Annotated in this window: 16 protein-coding genes; 4 read left to right on the top strand and 12 right to left on the bottom strand. The window is 60.5% G+C overall.

Annotation, left to right across the window (positions count from 1 at the left end; all coding sequences use genetic code 11):
* Positions 1-47: 47 nt before the first annotated feature.
* The 12 genes from BTW08_RS08435 to fliD all read right to left on the bottom strand — a co-directional run bounded on the left by BTW08_RS08435 (position 48) and on the right by fliD (position 11,606).
* The gene (locus BTW08_RS08435; protein ID WP_246837674.1) at positions 48-1,679 is read right to left on the bottom strand and encodes a methyl-accepting chemotaxis protein; all 1,632 of its coding nucleotides are present in this window, start codon (positions 1,677-1,679) and stop codon (positions 48-50) included.
* Positions 1,680-1,917: 238 nt separating this feature from the next.
* Positions 1,918-2,418 (bottom strand): chemotaxis protein CheW, encoded by a 501-nt coding sequence (locus tag BTW08_RS08430; protein WP_075562071.1) that lies wholly within the window; start codon positions 2,416-2,418, stop codon positions 1,918-1,920.
* The gene (gene cheA, locus BTW08_RS08425) at positions 2,415-4,589 is read right to left on the bottom strand and encodes a chemotaxis protein CheA (RefSeq protein WP_075562070.1); all 2,175 of its coding nucleotides are present in this window, start codon (positions 4,587-4,589) and stop codon (positions 2,415-2,417) included. The genes BTW08_RS08430 and cheA overlap by 4 nt, the downstream gene beginning before the upstream one ends.
* Before the next feature lie 48 nt (positions 4,590-4,637).
* On the bottom strand, positions 4,638-5,573 hold the full coding sequence (motB, locus tag BTW08_RS08420; protein ID WP_075562069.1) for a flagellar motor protein MotB: 936 nt from the start codon (positions 5,571-5,573) through the stop codon (positions 4,638-4,640).
* Positions 5,570-6,457, bottom strand: a complete 888-nt coding sequence (gene motA / locus BTW08_RS08415) for a flagellar motor stator protein MotA (protein ID WP_075562068.1) — start codon at positions 6,455-6,457, stop codon at positions 5,570-5,572. The genes motB and motA overlap by 4 nt, the downstream gene beginning before the upstream one ends.
* Before the next feature lie 188 nt (positions 6,458-6,645).
* Entirely contained in the window at positions 6,646-7,236 is a 591-nt protein-coding gene (gene flhC / locus BTW08_RS08410) for a flagellar transcriptional regulator FlhC (protein WP_075562067.1), read from the bottom strand.
* 3 nt (positions 7,237-7,239) lie between these two features.
* On the bottom strand, positions 7,240-7,572 hold the full coding sequence (flhD, locus tag BTW08_RS08405) for a flagellar transcriptional regulator FlhD (protein WP_075562066.1): 333 nt from the start codon (positions 7,570-7,572) through the stop codon (positions 7,240-7,242).
* A 325-nt stretch (positions 7,573-7,897) separates the two neighbouring features.
* Positions 7,898-8,191: an EscU/YscU/HrcU family type III secretion system export apparatus switch protein gene (locus tag BTW08_RS08400; protein ID WP_075562065.1), complete on the bottom strand. Its 294-nt coding sequence runs from the start codon at positions 8,189-8,191 to the stop codon at positions 7,898-7,900.
* Entirely contained in the window at positions 8,181-9,464 is a 1,284-nt protein-coding gene (locus BTW08_RS08395) for a flagellar hook-length control protein FliK (protein WP_075562064.1), read from the bottom strand. The genes BTW08_RS08400 and BTW08_RS08395 overlap by 11 nt, the downstream gene beginning before the upstream one ends.
* Complete coding sequence (locus tag BTW08_RS08390; protein ID WP_075562063.1) at positions 9,461-9,841, bottom strand: flagellar protein FliT; 381 nt, start codon at positions 9,839-9,841, stop codon at positions 9,461-9,463. The genes BTW08_RS08395 and BTW08_RS08390 overlap by 4 nt, the downstream gene beginning before the upstream one ends.
* A 4-nt stretch (positions 9,842-9,845) precedes the next feature.
* Positions 9,846-10,256 (bottom strand): flagellar export chaperone FliS, encoded by a 411-nt coding sequence (gene fliS, locus BTW08_RS08385; protein WP_110691706.1) that lies wholly within the window; start codon positions 10,254-10,256, stop codon positions 9,846-9,848.
* A 15-nt stretch (positions 10,257-10,271) separates the two neighbouring features.
* Complete coding sequence (fliD, locus tag BTW08_RS08380; protein WP_075562061.1) at positions 10,272-11,606, bottom strand: flagellar filament capping protein FliD; 1,335 nt, start codon at positions 11,604-11,606, stop codon at positions 10,272-10,274.
* A 235-nt stretch (positions 11,607-11,841) separates the two neighbouring features.
* On the opposite strand from fliD, the gene BTW08_RS08375 reads away from it, so the two are divergent.
* The 4 genes from BTW08_RS08375 (at position 11,842) to queC (ending at position 14,871) form a co-directional block, all read left to right on the top strand.
* Positions 11,842-12,342: a hypothetical protein gene (locus tag BTW08_RS08375; RefSeq protein WP_075562060.1), complete on the top strand. Its 501-nt coding sequence runs from the start codon at positions 11,842-11,844 to the stop codon at positions 12,340-12,342.
* Between the two features lie 78 nt (positions 12,343-12,420).
* The gene (locus BTW08_RS08370; RefSeq protein ID WP_075562059.1) at positions 12,421-13,044 is read left to right on the top strand and encodes a CBS domain-containing protein; all 624 of its coding nucleotides are present in this window, start codon (positions 12,421-12,423) and stop codon (positions 13,042-13,044) included.
* Between the two features lie 7 nt (positions 13,045-13,051).
* Complete coding sequence (locus tag BTW08_RS08365; protein ID WP_075562058.1) at positions 13,052-14,107, top strand: asparaginase; 1,056 nt, start codon at positions 13,052-13,054, stop codon at positions 14,105-14,107.
* 74 nt (positions 14,108-14,181) lie between these two features.
* Positions 14,182-14,871 (top strand): 7-cyano-7-deazaguanine synthase QueC, encoded by a 690-nt coding sequence (gene queC / locus BTW08_RS08360; protein WP_075562057.1) that lies wholly within the window; start codon positions 14,182-14,184, stop codon positions 14,869-14,871.
* The last annotated feature ends 164 nt before the right edge of the window (positions 14,872-15,035 follow it).

Raw genomic sequence — 15,035 nt, 5'->3', positions numbered from 1 at the left:
TTATCGGCCGATCACCCGCTCTCTTGAGCGCCCGGAGAGGCCTCCGATCACGCCGGCTGTTCCCGGCGCGATGTTGTCTTTTCGACGTTGGGCTGCCACTGGGTCAGACCGGAATCGCTGACTTCCGCCTCCGCTACCCGATAATGCTCCAGCGTCGACTCTAGCTTCTGCGCCTGACTCACCAGCGACTGGGAGGCATTGGCCGTCTGCTGTACCAGCGCGGCGTTCTGGCTGGTGACCTGGTCGAGCTCCGTGATCGCCTGATTGACCTGCTCGATGCCGCTGCGCTGTTCTCGCGACGCGTTGGCTATCTCTTCCATCAGGCCGCTGACGCTGGTCACCGAGGAGACGATCTCCTCCATGGCGCGGCCCGCCTGCTCGATCAGCGTGGCGCCGCTGTTCACCTGCTCGCCCGATCCGGTGATCAGCCGACGAATATCCCGGGACGCTTCGGCGCTACGGCTCGCCAGGTTGCGCACTTCTTCCGCGACGACCGCGAATCCGCGCCCGGCGGAGCCGGCACGAGCCGCTTCGACGGAGGCATTCAACGCCAGAATGTTGGTCTGGAACGCGATGTTGTCGATCATGTCGACGATTTCCGCCATCTGCCGCGAGCCGTCCTGGATCTGTGACATCGTGGTCTCGATCTCGCGCATCATCTCGCCGCCCTGCTGCGCGCGCTGACGCGTCTGGGATGCCGCCCGCGTGGCCGTTTCCGCGTTATCGGCATTGTGGCGGACGGTCTGGGTCAGCTGCTCCATGCTGGAGGCCGTTTCGACGATGGCAGCGGACTGCTGATCGGTGCGCACCGCCAGATCCTGATTGCCGCTGGCGATCTGGCCGGCGCCGACATTGACCCATTCGGCGCTGGCGCGAACGTCGGCAAATGTTCGGGAGAGCCGCTGACGCATACTTTCTATCGCGAACAGCAGACTGTCGGTGTCCTTCGACTTGAGAACCAGAGCCTGGGAAAAATCACCCTCGGCAATCTTCCGGATACTGTTACGCGCATGGCCGGGATCGCCGCCCAGCCGACCCAGAACATTACGGATGACCCAGGCGACGATCAGCGAGAGCAGGCCGCCGATCGCGGCGATCAGCGCCAGGTAGACCACGGCACCGTCCGCCAGCACGGCGTCGATGTCGTCGACATAGACGCCGGTGGCGATCTGCCAGTCCCACTGCGGTACGCGCATGACATAGCTGAGCTTGTCGTACGTCTCGTCGCCATCACTGCGACGCGAGGCGTAGGGAACGAGCCCGCCGTCGGGCTGCTGGGCAGCAGCGAACATTTCGCGATAGAGATAGACCCCGTTGGGATCCTGATAGTCGCGCATGCTGTCACCTACGGCGCGACGCGGATGCTCGACGATCTCGAGATTGGAGTCGAACACGAAGATATAGCCGTCGGCGCCGAAACCGAGATGGGCCAAAGCGTTGCGCGCCTGCTGCTTGGCATCCGCTTCGCTCAATTCGCCGCTTTCCGATTGGCTGACATAATTGTCGACCAGTTGCTTGGCGCTGCCGATGAAGTACTGGAGGCTCTGGACACGCTGTTCCACCAGGTTTTCCCGCATGGAGTAGAGCGACCAGCCCGCCACCATGATCAAACCGACCCACATCAACCCCAACGTGGCCCAAAGCTTGCGACGCATCGTCCACTCTCGAAAATTCAGCATGGCGTTTCTCACCTGGATAACTTGATCGGCGCCTCGCCTGCCCGTATGGCGAAGCTGATGGTATAAGCGCGATAGCAACGTTATCGGCTTGGCGCGGATCAGCTTTATCTTTATTAGACCAAAGTCGAAAAATCGGATCGCGCCATGAACGGCTCGGTTCGTGATCCATTCGCGCCGTGCCGGCCCAAAAAAACCGCAGCCGAGGCTGCGGTCGATAATTCATTCCATGCTGCCCGGATCAGGCGCTTTCGGCAGTACGCTCGACGAGCTGCATCTCTTCGTGGGTCAGCAGCTTTTCGATGTCGACCAGTACCAGCATGCGATCTTCGAGGCTGCCGATACCGCTCAGGTAATCCGACGACAGCGTGACGCCGAATTCCGGCGCCGGCTTGATCTGATCCGGCGCCAGGCTCATCACGTCCGAGACGCCGTCGACGACGATACCCACGATACGGTCATCGACGTTGACCACGATCACCACCGTCTGACCGTCGTATTCGACCTTGTCGAGATGGAACTTGAGCCGCAGGTCGATGATCGGCACGATCACGCCGCGCAGATTGGTGACCCCCTTGATGAAGTCCGGCACATTGGCAATGCGGGTGACGTTCTCGTAACCGCGAATTTCCTGCACCTTGAGAATATCGACCGCATACTCCTCTTCACCCAGCGAGAAGACCAGATACTCGCGGCTCGCGGCGTCGTTGACGATGGCATTCATGCTCGCTTGCGAACTCATACTAGCGATACCTCTTGTAGATGTTGGTGTTTCGCCTCGTGGCGCTGCTGTGATTTGCGCCGGTCGAGACGATGAAGGTCGGCGATATCGAGAATCAGGGCAACGCTGCCATCGCCAAGGATAGTGGCCGCGGAGATTCCCGGGACCTTGCGATAATTGGTTTCGAGGTTCTTGACCACGACCTGCTGCTGGCCGATCAGGTCATCGACCAGCAGAGCGTAGCGCCGCCCCTCGCCCTGGACGATGACGGCGATAGCCTCGGTCAATTCGGTCCTGGCGTTGGCCACGTCCAGAGCATGGTGCAGCGCGATGATCGGCAGATACTCGTCGCGCACCTTGAGCAGCTGATCGTCGCCCGCCATCGAATAGATGTCGTCGGGCTGGGGCTGCAGCGATTCGAGCACCGCATTGAGCGGCAGCAGGAAGGTCTCCCCACCACAGCGGATCGACATGCCGTCCAGGATTGCCAGCGTGAGCGGCAGCACGATCCGTGTCGTCGTACCCTGGTTGGGTTTGCTCAGGATCTCGACGTGCCCGCCCATGGCCTGAATATTACGCTTGACGACATCCATGCCGACGCCACGCCCGGAGACGTCGCTGACCTGCTCCGCGGTCGAGAAACCGGGGGCAAAGATCAGCTGCCAGACGTCGTCATCGCTCATGGTGTCGGTGACGGCGAGACCGTTGGACCGAGCCTTGGCCAGAATCCTGTCTCGATTGAGCCCCGCACCATCGTCGATCACTTCGATCAGGATATTGCCGCCCTGATGCTGGGCGGACAGCGTGAGATGGCCGGTCGGCGACTTGCCGGCAGCTTCGCGGCGTTCCGGAGACTCCAGGCCGTGATCGAGGCTGTTGCGAACCAGGTGGGTCAAGGGATCGATGATGCGCTCGATCAGGCTCTTGTCGAGCTCGGTAGACTTCCCCTCGGTGATCAGTTCGACGTCCTTGCCAAGCTTGGCCGCCAGATCGCGCACCAGCCGCGGAAAACGACTGAAGACGTAATCCATCGGCATCATGCGAATCGACATCACCGATTCCTGCAGATCGCGGGCGTTGCGCTGCAACAAATTCATGCCGTTGACCAGCGGCCCATGAGAGACGATATCCAGATCGCTGGCCGTCTGCTCGAGCATCGACTGAGTGATGATCAATTCACCGACCAGATTGATGATCTGGTCCACCTTGTCGACCGGCACCCGGATGGTGCTGGACTCGCTACCCTTGGCGTTCTTGCCGCCGGACTTGCCACTCGGTTTGCTACTGGCCTTGTCGCTCGGTACAGCGGGCGCCTCAGCCACCGACGTTTCGGCGCTGGCCGGCGCCGGCTCGCTGGACGGCATCGGCGTCTCCGCCATCGGTTCCCGGCCGGTCGTGTCTGCGCTGGTCTTGGCCGGGGCAACCGCTTCGGCCGGGGCAACCGCTTCGGCCGGGGCAACCGCTTCGGCCGGGGCAACCGCTTCGGCCTGGATCGACAGCTGCTCCGGCTCGATGATGAAACAGAGCACCGCTTCGATATCATCCTGGGATTCAGCGCTATCCAGAACCACCTGATACCGCGCCGCATCGCCCGACTGCGAGGCGATCACACCGAAATGCTCGAGCTCGTCGACCAGCAGATTACGGTCCTTGTCGTTCACGTTCGTCAGCGTAATCGACAAGCGCTGGCTAGCGCCCTTGCCGGCCTCGGCGCTTTCCGGACTCTCCACTGAAGGTGCGGGGGTCGTCGCCGCGGGTTCCGGAGTCACGACCGCCGGCACATTCGCTGCCGCACCGCCCTGGCCCAGCTCATCCAGCGCCATCTGCTGCAGGACGCGGGAAATCCGTTCGAACGCTTCGGCATCCGGCTCACTGCCGTTGCGGTAGGCATTCAACTGGTCATGAAGCATATCTTTGGTTTCCAGAAACGTGTCGACGATATCCCGCCGTAGAGTGAGCTCGCCACGCCGGGTATGGTCCAGCAAGTTCTCGAGCAGGTGCGTCGTCTCCTGCAGGACGGTAAATCCAAAGGTGCCAGCCCCCCCCTTGATGGAGTGCGCGGCACGGAAGATCGCATTGAGCTCTTCGACATCGGGATCGTCGACATCGAGATCCAGCAGCAGACGCTCCATATCCGCCAGCAGCTCTTCGGCTTCTTCGAAGAAAGTGTCGTAAAAATCAGAAATATCCATGAGCACCTGCCATAGAAGCCCCACCAACAGGGCGTGAACACGTTTGCATCAACCCGCTGAATTCGGCTCGGTCATCCCGCCACCACTGCCACTCGCCTCACCACCGTTGCCTGCCAGAGGCGTTGCCATAGATGAGGGCAGCGGCGTCTTTTCCTGCTGTTCGATTGCCTGAGCCGCCCGATTATCCAGCACCACGATGCTGATCCGGCGATTGACGTCATCGCTGGGAAGCGTGTTCGGCAAGGTGATGCGAGAGCCCATCCCGGCGACTCTCAAGAGTTTGTCTGGGGCGAGGCCGGCGGCGATCAGTTCCCGGCGTGAAGCGTTGGCACGATCGGCGGACAGCTCCCAGTTGCTGTATCCCTTCTCGCCGCCGACGTAAGGAATGTCATCGGTGTGGCCGCTGATGCTGATGGGATTGGGCATCTCGTTGAGCACGGGAGCGATGCGACCCAGGATCTTCTGCATGTACGGCTCGAGGCGATCGCTACCGAGTTCGAACATCGGCCGCTTGTCGCTGTCGACGATCTGCACGCGCAACCCTTCGGGCGAGAAATCCATACGCAGCTGCGAGCTCAGTTCCTTGAGCTGCGGGTCGCTCTGAATCACGCTCTGCAGACGATCGCGCAGATAGCGCAGGTTGCGCTGCTCGTCACTCGAGCGGGTCTGCTCGCGGATGTTCACGCGGCGTTCCTCGCCATCGACCTTGGTCGGATTGTCGCCCCCACCGGGTATGGCGCTGGTGCTCGCCGTCGTCTTGTCGCCGCCCGTCAAGGCGACGGCTAGTGGAGTACGGAAATATTCGGCGATATGTTCCAATTGGCTCGGACTGGCCGTGGAAAGAATCCACAGCACCAGGAACAGCGCCATCAATGCCGTCATGAAATCGGCGTAGGCGATCTTCCACGACCCACCGTGATGCTTCGCCGACTGAACCCGCTTGCGCTTGACGATCAGCGGCCGCCGTTCATCACCGCTACTCATGGCCCCTCCGTTCCCGTGCTGCGCAGGGTCTGCCCGCTGGAACGAACGTGTTCTTCAAGCTCGCTGAATGACGGCCTGATAGCGGTAAACAGCGCCTTGCGGCCGAACTCCACCGCCAACTGCGGCGCCAGACCATTGAGACTGGCCATCAGAGTTACTCGAATGCACTGCAGCATCTTGGTCGCTTCACCCGCCTGCAGGTTGATGCGGTGAGCTACGGGCGTCACGAAGCCATAGGCCAGCAGGATCCCGACAAAAGTACCCACCAGCGCCTGTGCGATCATCTGTCCCATGACACCGGCGCCCTGATCCGCCGATCCCAGAGCGTGAACCACGCCCATGACCGCGGCCACGATGCCGAAAGCCGGAAGTCCGTCACCGACGGCCGACAGCGAGTGCGCGGGCAGCTCCGCTTCGTGCTGGAAGGTCTCGATCTCGTGCTCCATCAGCGCATCGATCTCGAAGGGATCCATGTTGCCGCTGACCATTAGACGTAGATAATCGGTCAGGAACCCCATGATCATCGGATCCGAGAGGATCTTCGGATAGTCCGCGAAGATCGCGCTGTCCTGCGGCGCATCGATATCACGCTCGATCGCCAGCATGCCGTCGCGTCTCGCCTTGGTCAGAAGCCGGTATTGAAGCGCCATCAGCTCCATGTACATCATCTTGTTGTAGCGCTTGGTGCGCTTTAGCTTCGAGAACGACCGCAACGTCGCCTTGATCGCCTTGCCGTTGTTGGCGCAGACGAAGGCGCCGAGGGCGGCTCCGACGATCATCACGAACTCGGCGGGCTGCACCAGCGCACCCAGATGCCCGCCAATTGCGACGTAGCCACCGAATACACTACCCAAGACGATGATGTAGCCTAATAGGATCAGCACGGTGAGGCTCCCGAAACAGTGCATGGCAAACTTGCTGACTGTATCGGCAGCCGAGGCGTCGCGCTTGAGGGTAGAAATATCAGAAAAGCGTGATTGTTCGAAAAACGACGGTGCCAGGCAGGCATCTCGTCGCCGAACGGATACAAAAAAGCGGGCCCGTTGGCCCGCTTCTCGATGACGAAATCAGTCTAGACGGCCAGGCGGTCCGCCAGCGACATCTCCAGAGGAACAAACGTCGGTGCGGCCGGTTTCGACATCGCCTTGGCCTTGCGAGTCTTGCCAGCCCGGGAAGGGGGCTGGCAGATACCGCAGACGTAGTCCTGCATCGGGCTATGAGCATGCGCCACGAAATCGCCCTTGCAGGTCTTGCAGCGCGACAACTGCAGCAGATCGCTCTCGAAGAATCGCACCAGCGTCCACGCCCGCGTCAAGCCGAGCGTGGGCTCCGCACCATCGAGTTCGACCTGTTCGAGATACAGCCGATAAGCCTTGACGAACGCAGGCATCCGCTCGCAACCCAGCTCTCTAGTGAGGCGACGATAGACGTTGTAGAACAACGATGAATGAATATTGGGTAGCCAGGTGATGAACCAGTCGGCCGAAAACGGCAGCATGCCTTTGGGCGGAGACATGCCTTTGACTTCTTTGTAAAGCTTGATCAAACGCCCGCGACTCAGATCCGTCTCGGTTTCGAGAACCTGCAACCGCGCCCCCAGCTCGATCAACTCGATGGCCAGCTGCACCTGAAGCATTTCCGCAACGAGGCTCTTGTCCGCCATGGATCAGCTCCCCTGCCGGGACGAGAATTGAACGCGACCCGCACCGGCCATTAACAGTGAGGCATGCGTCTGCTCGAGCCCCTGGGCTCGCGGGTTACGGACCAGCATATTGAGCTGTTCGGCATCCGTGAATCGCAGATTACATAGCAACTGATTTGTTCGAGACAGTTGAGTCAACTGCTTGATCGATAAGCGAATAATGGTATCCGCAAGATCGGCATTCATGTCGAGTCGAAACATTGCCGACTCACGATCCTCGTTCAGCAGGCGCTGAACCAGAAGCAGATAGGAGAGATTGAGATCTTGAATGTCGTCCAGAAGACTGTTCGGGGCCATTGTCCGATTCCCTGCGTATGGTTTTATTGGCTTCCATTGATTGAAAGCTCCAGCCGACATAGCCATCGAGGCGACTACATCAGTTCTTTATGATGGACCTAGTTTGCGACTTTTTGATGAACAAAAGCAAGTTTTGTTACCAAATTTATAGTCACGTAACGAACTCGTCGCTATTGAGTTTGCTATCGATTGATTTAAATAACTGATCCTACGTGAAATATTGTGATTACTGCCTTTACGGGCAGATGCGAGCTCGTGAAGACAAACGGCCTCAAAAGACACATTGGATAACAATACCGTTTAAAATTAAACCTGACAGTCAACGCTAATGCTGATGACCTGACGTCGCCGCACTGTCGATCTGGCCGATCCATACCAGCAATTCTGCTACCACCTGATAGAGCGACTCCGGGATACGGGCATCCAGGTCGACCTGCATCAATAGCGCAACCAGTTCCGGAGAGTCATGTACGAAAACGCCCTCCTGCTGTCCGAGCTCGATGATGCGATCCGCCACATTGCCGTAGCCCTTGGCAACGACCCTGGGCGCGTCCGTTCGTTCACCGCTGTAAGCCATGGCGATCGCGCGTCGGCGGGCATCCGCATTTCTATCGCTCATGATGGCTCGCTCCCAATGCGATCTCTGCTTGTATACCCAACGCAGTCAGGCGCTGGCGCAATGGTTCGAGCTCCCGCCGGACGCGATCCCGGGTGGGCGCCTCGGAAGGATCGATCTCCACTCGTAGTGCAGTCGCCTGGCGCGCCTGGAAGGTGATGTCGACAACGCCCAGAGTGGGCAGCCGAACCTGCACCTCGGCGCGCCACTCGTCGCGGGTTTCGTCATCGTACCGCGGTGAACGATCATCGACGTCGTCATCGTTATCGTCGAAAGCCGGATCGCGTGGCAACTCGGAAAACATCAGTGTCATCGGCACCCCGGGCCACAGCTGCCCTTCCCAACGTAGATTGGGTGCCACGATCAGCTCCAGCTGATGCCGAACGATCGCCTGCAATGCCTCCGTGGGTTGCTGCGAGAGCTGGTGCGCACGGGACATGGCGAGTGACGATGCCGTATCCGATACGCCGGCCATTGAAGACGAACGCTCACCGCCGAAACCTGCCGCCGTGACAGACTGTGAGAGACGCGCTTCCCCGCTGCCAATGGCTCTTGAACTCACGGTCTCGTCGAGGTTGGCTGTCGCCGCGGTCATGCCGGCGAAGGTACTCGCCTTCGCTGGCATGGGCGCCGAGCTCGGAGAAACATGCTGAGACAATGCCTGGCGCCCACCGCCGGTCAGGAGTCCCGAATTCAGTGGCGTCGGCGTGGCCAGAAATGGCATTGGCGTGGACAGCATCGAGGTCGGCGTGAACGGACGAAAGGTCAGGCTCAACCAGGCCTGAGGTTCGCGCATCAGCGCCGATCGGGGATACTGACCGGCCATCCATCGCTGCAGATGAGATTCATAAAAGGCACCGCTCTCACGAACGCTTTGCGACAGTGCGGTGGCGAGGGAATCGGCACTGTCCGCAGGCTGGAGCAGAAGCGCGGCAAGCGGCCGGACCGAAGCGGTCTGAGTGGCAGGGAAATGCGAGAGCAGATCAGCGATCTTTATCGCGGTCGGACTCAAGTGTAACTGCGAGGACGAGAGCCCGGCCTGACCCGACGGTGGAGCGGGCGCAGAGGCGCCTTCCCGGACCGTCGCCGGGGATGGGCCCATGACGCGCTCCCCGCCCTGCTGATGTAGACGAGAGTCGCTGCGAGCCGGCTGAATGGCGTCCGAAGACGTCGCCGCCGACACTGGTAGCGGCTGGTCCTTGATGACCGGCGTGTCGACACGCTTGCCGAGAACCTGATGCAACAGGGTGTCGAGTATCGGCGTGATGCCGCTCACGGGCGCTCGTCGGTCGGCACCGCGCGCAGTCGTGAGGCGATGCTGCCGCGCCCCGCCTGGTAAGCCTGCCCCAGTGCCTGCTGTCGCCGGGAACTGCCAATGAGATGGCTAAGCTCCTCGCGACGGGACTCCAGCACACGGCGAGTCTCGGCGTCCTGGGTCAGGATCTGCTCGAGCAAGCTGAATTTCTGTTCACGCTCCGAATCGGTCAACGACTGCACTTCATCGAGAGACCTCACGCGCTGAAGCGATACCACGTAGCCGGCCTCGCACTGCACCAGGGCTTCCCACTCCTGCTCTCGCGCCAAACCCAGCATCCGGCTCGACACCTCTAGCAACTGACGGTACTGCTCGATGACCGAAGGGCCTGGTGTCATTCGATTATACTCCCCCGACCATCTCGACCGGCGCCTGCCGAAGCTCACGCCAACCGGAGCCGATGTTATCGAGAAGTGACGCGGCTTGATCCAGCGCGGCCATATCGTCACGCAGATTGGCCTGCAGCAACAGTCTGGCGACGTAATCGTAAAGCTGCCCCAGGTTGGCGGCGATATCGCCACCCTTTTCATGGTCCAGCGCAGCCGCCAAACCGTTATTGACGATGTCGATCGCCTTGGAGATCGACGCGCCCTTGGCTGCCCGGTTGCCGTCCTGCATATGCAGGCGAGCACTGGCGATCGCCGCCTGGACACCATCGAACAGCATGACGATCAGCTGATGGGGGTCGGCGGACATGACTGCCGACTCGACCCCAACCCGCGCGTAGGCGCCCGCGCCCCGTCGTGAATTCATCATCGTTGAGACCTATTACTGGTTGGTTTGCGCACTCAAGGCATCGAACTGCTGAGTCAGGTAACTACTGGTCGAATTCATCTGCGAGACCAGAGAGTCCAGACTGGCGAACTGGGTGCGATAACGCTCGACCGTGGAGTCGATGGATTCCTGCATCCGCGTGTAACGGTCGCCCAGGCGGTCCAGCGTGGAATCGATACCGTCGGTGGCAATCTGCAGCAGGCCGCCGTCATCGAGAATGGTTCCCATGGTGTCGTCGATGCTGGCAGACAGCCCGCCCTTCCCGTCGACACCGGCGAAAAATTGGCTTACCGCGTCACTGTCACTGGAGATGGCTTCGCTCAGCTTGTCATCATCGACCTCCAGCGTGCCGTCCAGCTGGCGCTCGATACCCAGGTCCGACAGCATCGAAAACGTGCCGTCGCCATCGCTATAGCCGAGCACACTACGCAGGCGGGACTCGATAGTGCGCATGGTCGAGTTGCCCAGCAGCGCTCCGGCCGAGTCTGACTCAGAGTCGTAGGAAGTGAGGGCGTCGGACGTACTCTGAAAGCTGTTATAGGCGGTGACGAAAGCCTTGACCGCCTTGGTCATCGACTCCGTGTCTTTCGACACGCTAAGCGTTTCCGCGCCTGTCGTGGTCGACGTCAGGTTGAACGTCACGCCCTCGAGCGCATCTTCGACCGTATTGGACTGGCTGGTGATCGAGATGCCATTGACTTCCAGTTCAGCGTCCTGGGCGGGAACGGTTTCACTGAATCCGAAGAGGCTGCCACCATCCGTCACGTTGATCGCGGACTGAGTTCCAGTCTCCTCGGACGTCAGCGTCAGTTGGTAATCAGACCCATTGAAGACAATCGAGGCAGTCGCGCCGGTATCCGCCTTATTGATCGAATCCCTGATATCTTCCAGAGAGTCGTCACTAGCGATGGCGATATCGATACTGGCGTTCTCGCCAACGCTAATTCCCAAAGTGCCGGATTTCCCCAGCGCTTCGGTTTTATCTGCTCCCTGTGCTGCCGAAGCCAGTGACTGCGCCTGCGCAAGGCTCGAAACGGAGACTTGATAGCGACCGGCGACGGCATCCCCAGTGGTCGTGGCGGTGACAGCGTCGCCGGTCATCGAGCTGGTGACGGCCGAGAAGGTTTCGGGATCGCTCAACTTGGTCGCGGCATCACGCAACGCGGTCAGTGAACTCTCCAACGAACCGAAGGCGGACAGTTTGGTCTTGTAGCTCTGCTGCTGGGCGACGATCGGCGTGAGCTTCTGTTTTTCCGCATCTTCCAGGTCGTCGAGCAGTCCGCTCAAGTCCAGCCCGGAACCGATTCCCAGTGACGATATGGTAGCCATGTAACCTCTCTATGCCTGGCGCACTTTGTAACACGCCGATCACGACAGCAGACGCCGATTAAGCGCACTTTAATGCTTCAGTTTCCTGATCGGCCGATCCCCGGGGAACTTTAGCGTTGGCTGATCTTCTTTTTACGCTTGCCGCCCCAGGGGAAACGTCAACCTTGGGTGGTCAGGGAGCCACCGGATAGGCGATCATAGGCGGCCGATAATTTCGCCACTCTCTGGAGAAGACATGGACGCAACCGCCCTGCAGGACAATTATCGCTTGTGGCAGCGTTTTCAGCGCCAGGAACAGTTGGGGCGCGAACATCAGGCTGCGCTGCATAAACTGGCACAAACCGGGGCGATGGCGTCTCGTGTCACCGAAGCTTACCGTAGCATGGCGGATCGCGGCGCCAAGGAAGGCGCCAGTTACCGTACGCTGTTTCAACGCCAGCGCGAGAATGGCGACAACCTGGCCTGCGAAGGCTGGCTGTTCGTGCGCCGTGTCCTCGCGGAAGGCGGCACCACCAGAATTCGCGCCACGCTGTTCGAGTCCTTCACGCTGGAGGAGGGGGAGATCAAACCCTCGCCGGAAATACCCAAGAAGGTCACGCTGGATATTTACGACGAACTGCTGGTCCATAAGAGCATGACACTGGGCTGTCGCACCGATCGTCACGACGATGAGCGGGATACGCGCTTCATTACCTTTCTGGATAGCGTCCGCGGCGATCTTCACCAGTATCTATAACGACCCGCTCGGAAGCCGGCTTCGGCCTGTGGATTCCGACCGGAAAACGCTTTTGATTCGATCCAGGGAGATTCATCGATGGTCAATACCCCCCATCCTTCCAAAGTCCATTTTTCGGCGCTGTCACTGGAAAACCTGGACGGTGTCAGCGGCATCGTGCAGCCGGTAGCCAAGACGCAATCCGTGACACTGGAAAGCCCAGCCACGATGCTGGTCACCGATTTCAATGTCAGCCATCCCCACACCCTGCCCACCGGCAGCTCGATTGGGCAGGCTCACGAGACCATGAAGCAGGCTGGCGTCGGCCTACTGATGCTGATCGACACCAGTGGCAAGTTCACCGGTGTGATCAACGCCCGCGAGCTGATCGGGGGCCGTCGCATCACGCTGGCGATGCAGCAGCATCAACTCGGCCGCGACGAGGTTACCGTCGAGATGATCCAGACACCGCGTAGCGAATTGCACTCGCTGTCCTACGCCAAGATCTCCCATGCCAGCGTGGGCGATCTGGTCGAGACGCTCAAGACCTCGGGTGACCAGCACGTGCTGATTACCGAACCCGACGGCAGCGGTGCTTCGCGGATTCGCGGCATCATTTCGGCCTCCAACATCAGCCGCGCGCTGGGCGTCGATCTTCACCAGCCACCGTCGGCCCGCACGTTCTCGTCGATCTGCCATGTCATTCTCGGCCACGATCTCTGAAGCTGTCATGAGTGCAGCGAACCAGGACACATCGTCTTCCATTCTGGTGATCTACACCGGCGGCACCATCGGAATGCGTGACAGCGACCGAGGTCTGGTCGCCGCTGGCGATTTCGATTCCCGAATGACGGCAGCGCTGGCGTCGCTGCCGCCAGATCGCCGACGCCGACTTCCCGAATACGTCGTCTGGGAGTCGCCCGACCCGATCGATTCCAGCAGCGCCACGCCGGACGACTGGGCAGTGCTGGCAGCGCTGATTGCCGATCGCTATCAGGACTACGCCGGATTCGTGGTGCTTCACGGTACCGACACGTTGGTATGGTGCGCTTCCAGCCTCGCCTTTCAGCTGCAAGGGCTGTCCAAGCCGGTCATCGTGACGGGCGCCCAAAAGCCACTGGAGTCGGAAGGCAGCGATGCGCTCTTCAACCTCGAAGCCGCGCTGGCTTTTGCCGCGCAGACCGCGCTGCGGGAAGTGTGCGTGAGCTTCGGGGGCCGTCTGCTGAGAGGATGCCGTGCCAGAAAATGGTACACTGCGGACGCGCTAGGATTCGAGAGTCCTAACTGGCCACTGCTGGGTGAGATGGTGGATCACAGTCCGATCGTCTACACGCCCCGCTGCTGGCCCGCACGTGGGGCGCCACGCTTCGAACTTGCCGGCGACGATGCAGCAGTCGTCATTCGTCTGGTGCTGTGGCCCGGCATTCGTGCCAAAGACGTGGCTCGCTGGCTGGATGACCACTCCCTGCGCGGTGTCGTCATCGAGTGCTGGGGAAGCGGCAATCTACCGGAAGACGAGGCATTGCTCGGTGTCCTGGCTCGCGCCTGTGCCGAAGGCAAAGTCATGGTTGCCGTCAGTCAATGTCCCGTCGGCGGCGTCAGTCCCGGCACCTATGCCAGCGGACAGACGCTCAACGAGATCGGCATCCTGTCCGGCGATGACATGACGCCCGAAGCCGCTCACAGCAAGCTCGCTCACCTGCTCGCCCAGGATCTTTCCCGAGGCGATCTGCGGCAGCGCCTGCTGACCTCTCTCGTCGGCGAGAGCGGGGCCTTCACGGCGTAAGCGAGCCACCCGAATCAGCGATCACCGTGGGCCCTTGCCGGGTCCAGACAGTTTGCACGCCACAGGTTAACCGCATGACATCCTCGACTTCTTCCAGCGATTCCACACCGGTCGTCGTGATCTACTCCGGCGGCATGGACTCCTACACGGTACTCCATCGCGCCATACGCGAAGGCTACGACGTCCACGCCCTGTCGTTCCATTACGGTCAGCGTCATGCCCGGGAGCTCGATGTCGCAAGCCGCGTCTGTGCCGACCTTGGTCTTTCGCACCGCGTCGTCGACATTCGGGCGATTCATGAGCTGATCGGCAATTCCGCGTTGACCGACAGTGGACGGGCCATGCCGAAAGCTGACTATGCCGAGGACAACCTCGCCGACACCGTCGTACCCAATCGCAACATGATTCTGCTGTCGTTGGCGATCGGCTACGCAGTCAATATCAAGGCACCGATCTGCTTCTACGGCGCTCACGGGGGCGATCATGTCCTGTACCCCGACTGTCGCCCGGCGTTCGTCGAACGCATGAACGATGTCTCCGCGATCGCCAATTTCGAGGCGGTCAGTATCGAAGCGCCCTATCTGCACAGCGACAAAGCGCAGATTCTCGCCGACGGCATCGAAATGGGGCTCGACTACGCCGATACCTGGACCTGCTATCTGGGCCAGGAAGTGGCTTGCGGTGAATGCGGTAGCTGTCGAGAAAGACTCAACGCCTTTGCCGAGCTGGGAATGAAGGACCCGATTCCCTACGCTACGCGCTGATGGGCGGACGCCTCCTGGCCGGACGTCGATGATGCGAGGCCGGATCGATCGCGCCGACGAATTGGATATGGCCTTCGAATCCAGCCTTGACGCATCAGCCCTGGCGCTCAAGCCCTGACTCGCTAAGTCCTGGCTCTCCAAGTCCAGACTCTCCAAGCTCTGGC

Source organism: Salinicola sp. MH3R3-1 (genome assembly GCF_001937155.1).
Taxonomy (GTDB): Bacteria; Pseudomonadota; Gammaproteobacteria; order Pseudomonadales; family Halomonadaceae; genus Salinicola; species Salinicola halophyticus.
Note: the sequence above shows the minus strand (reverse complement) of the source record. Positions and strands in the feature narration are given on the sequence as shown.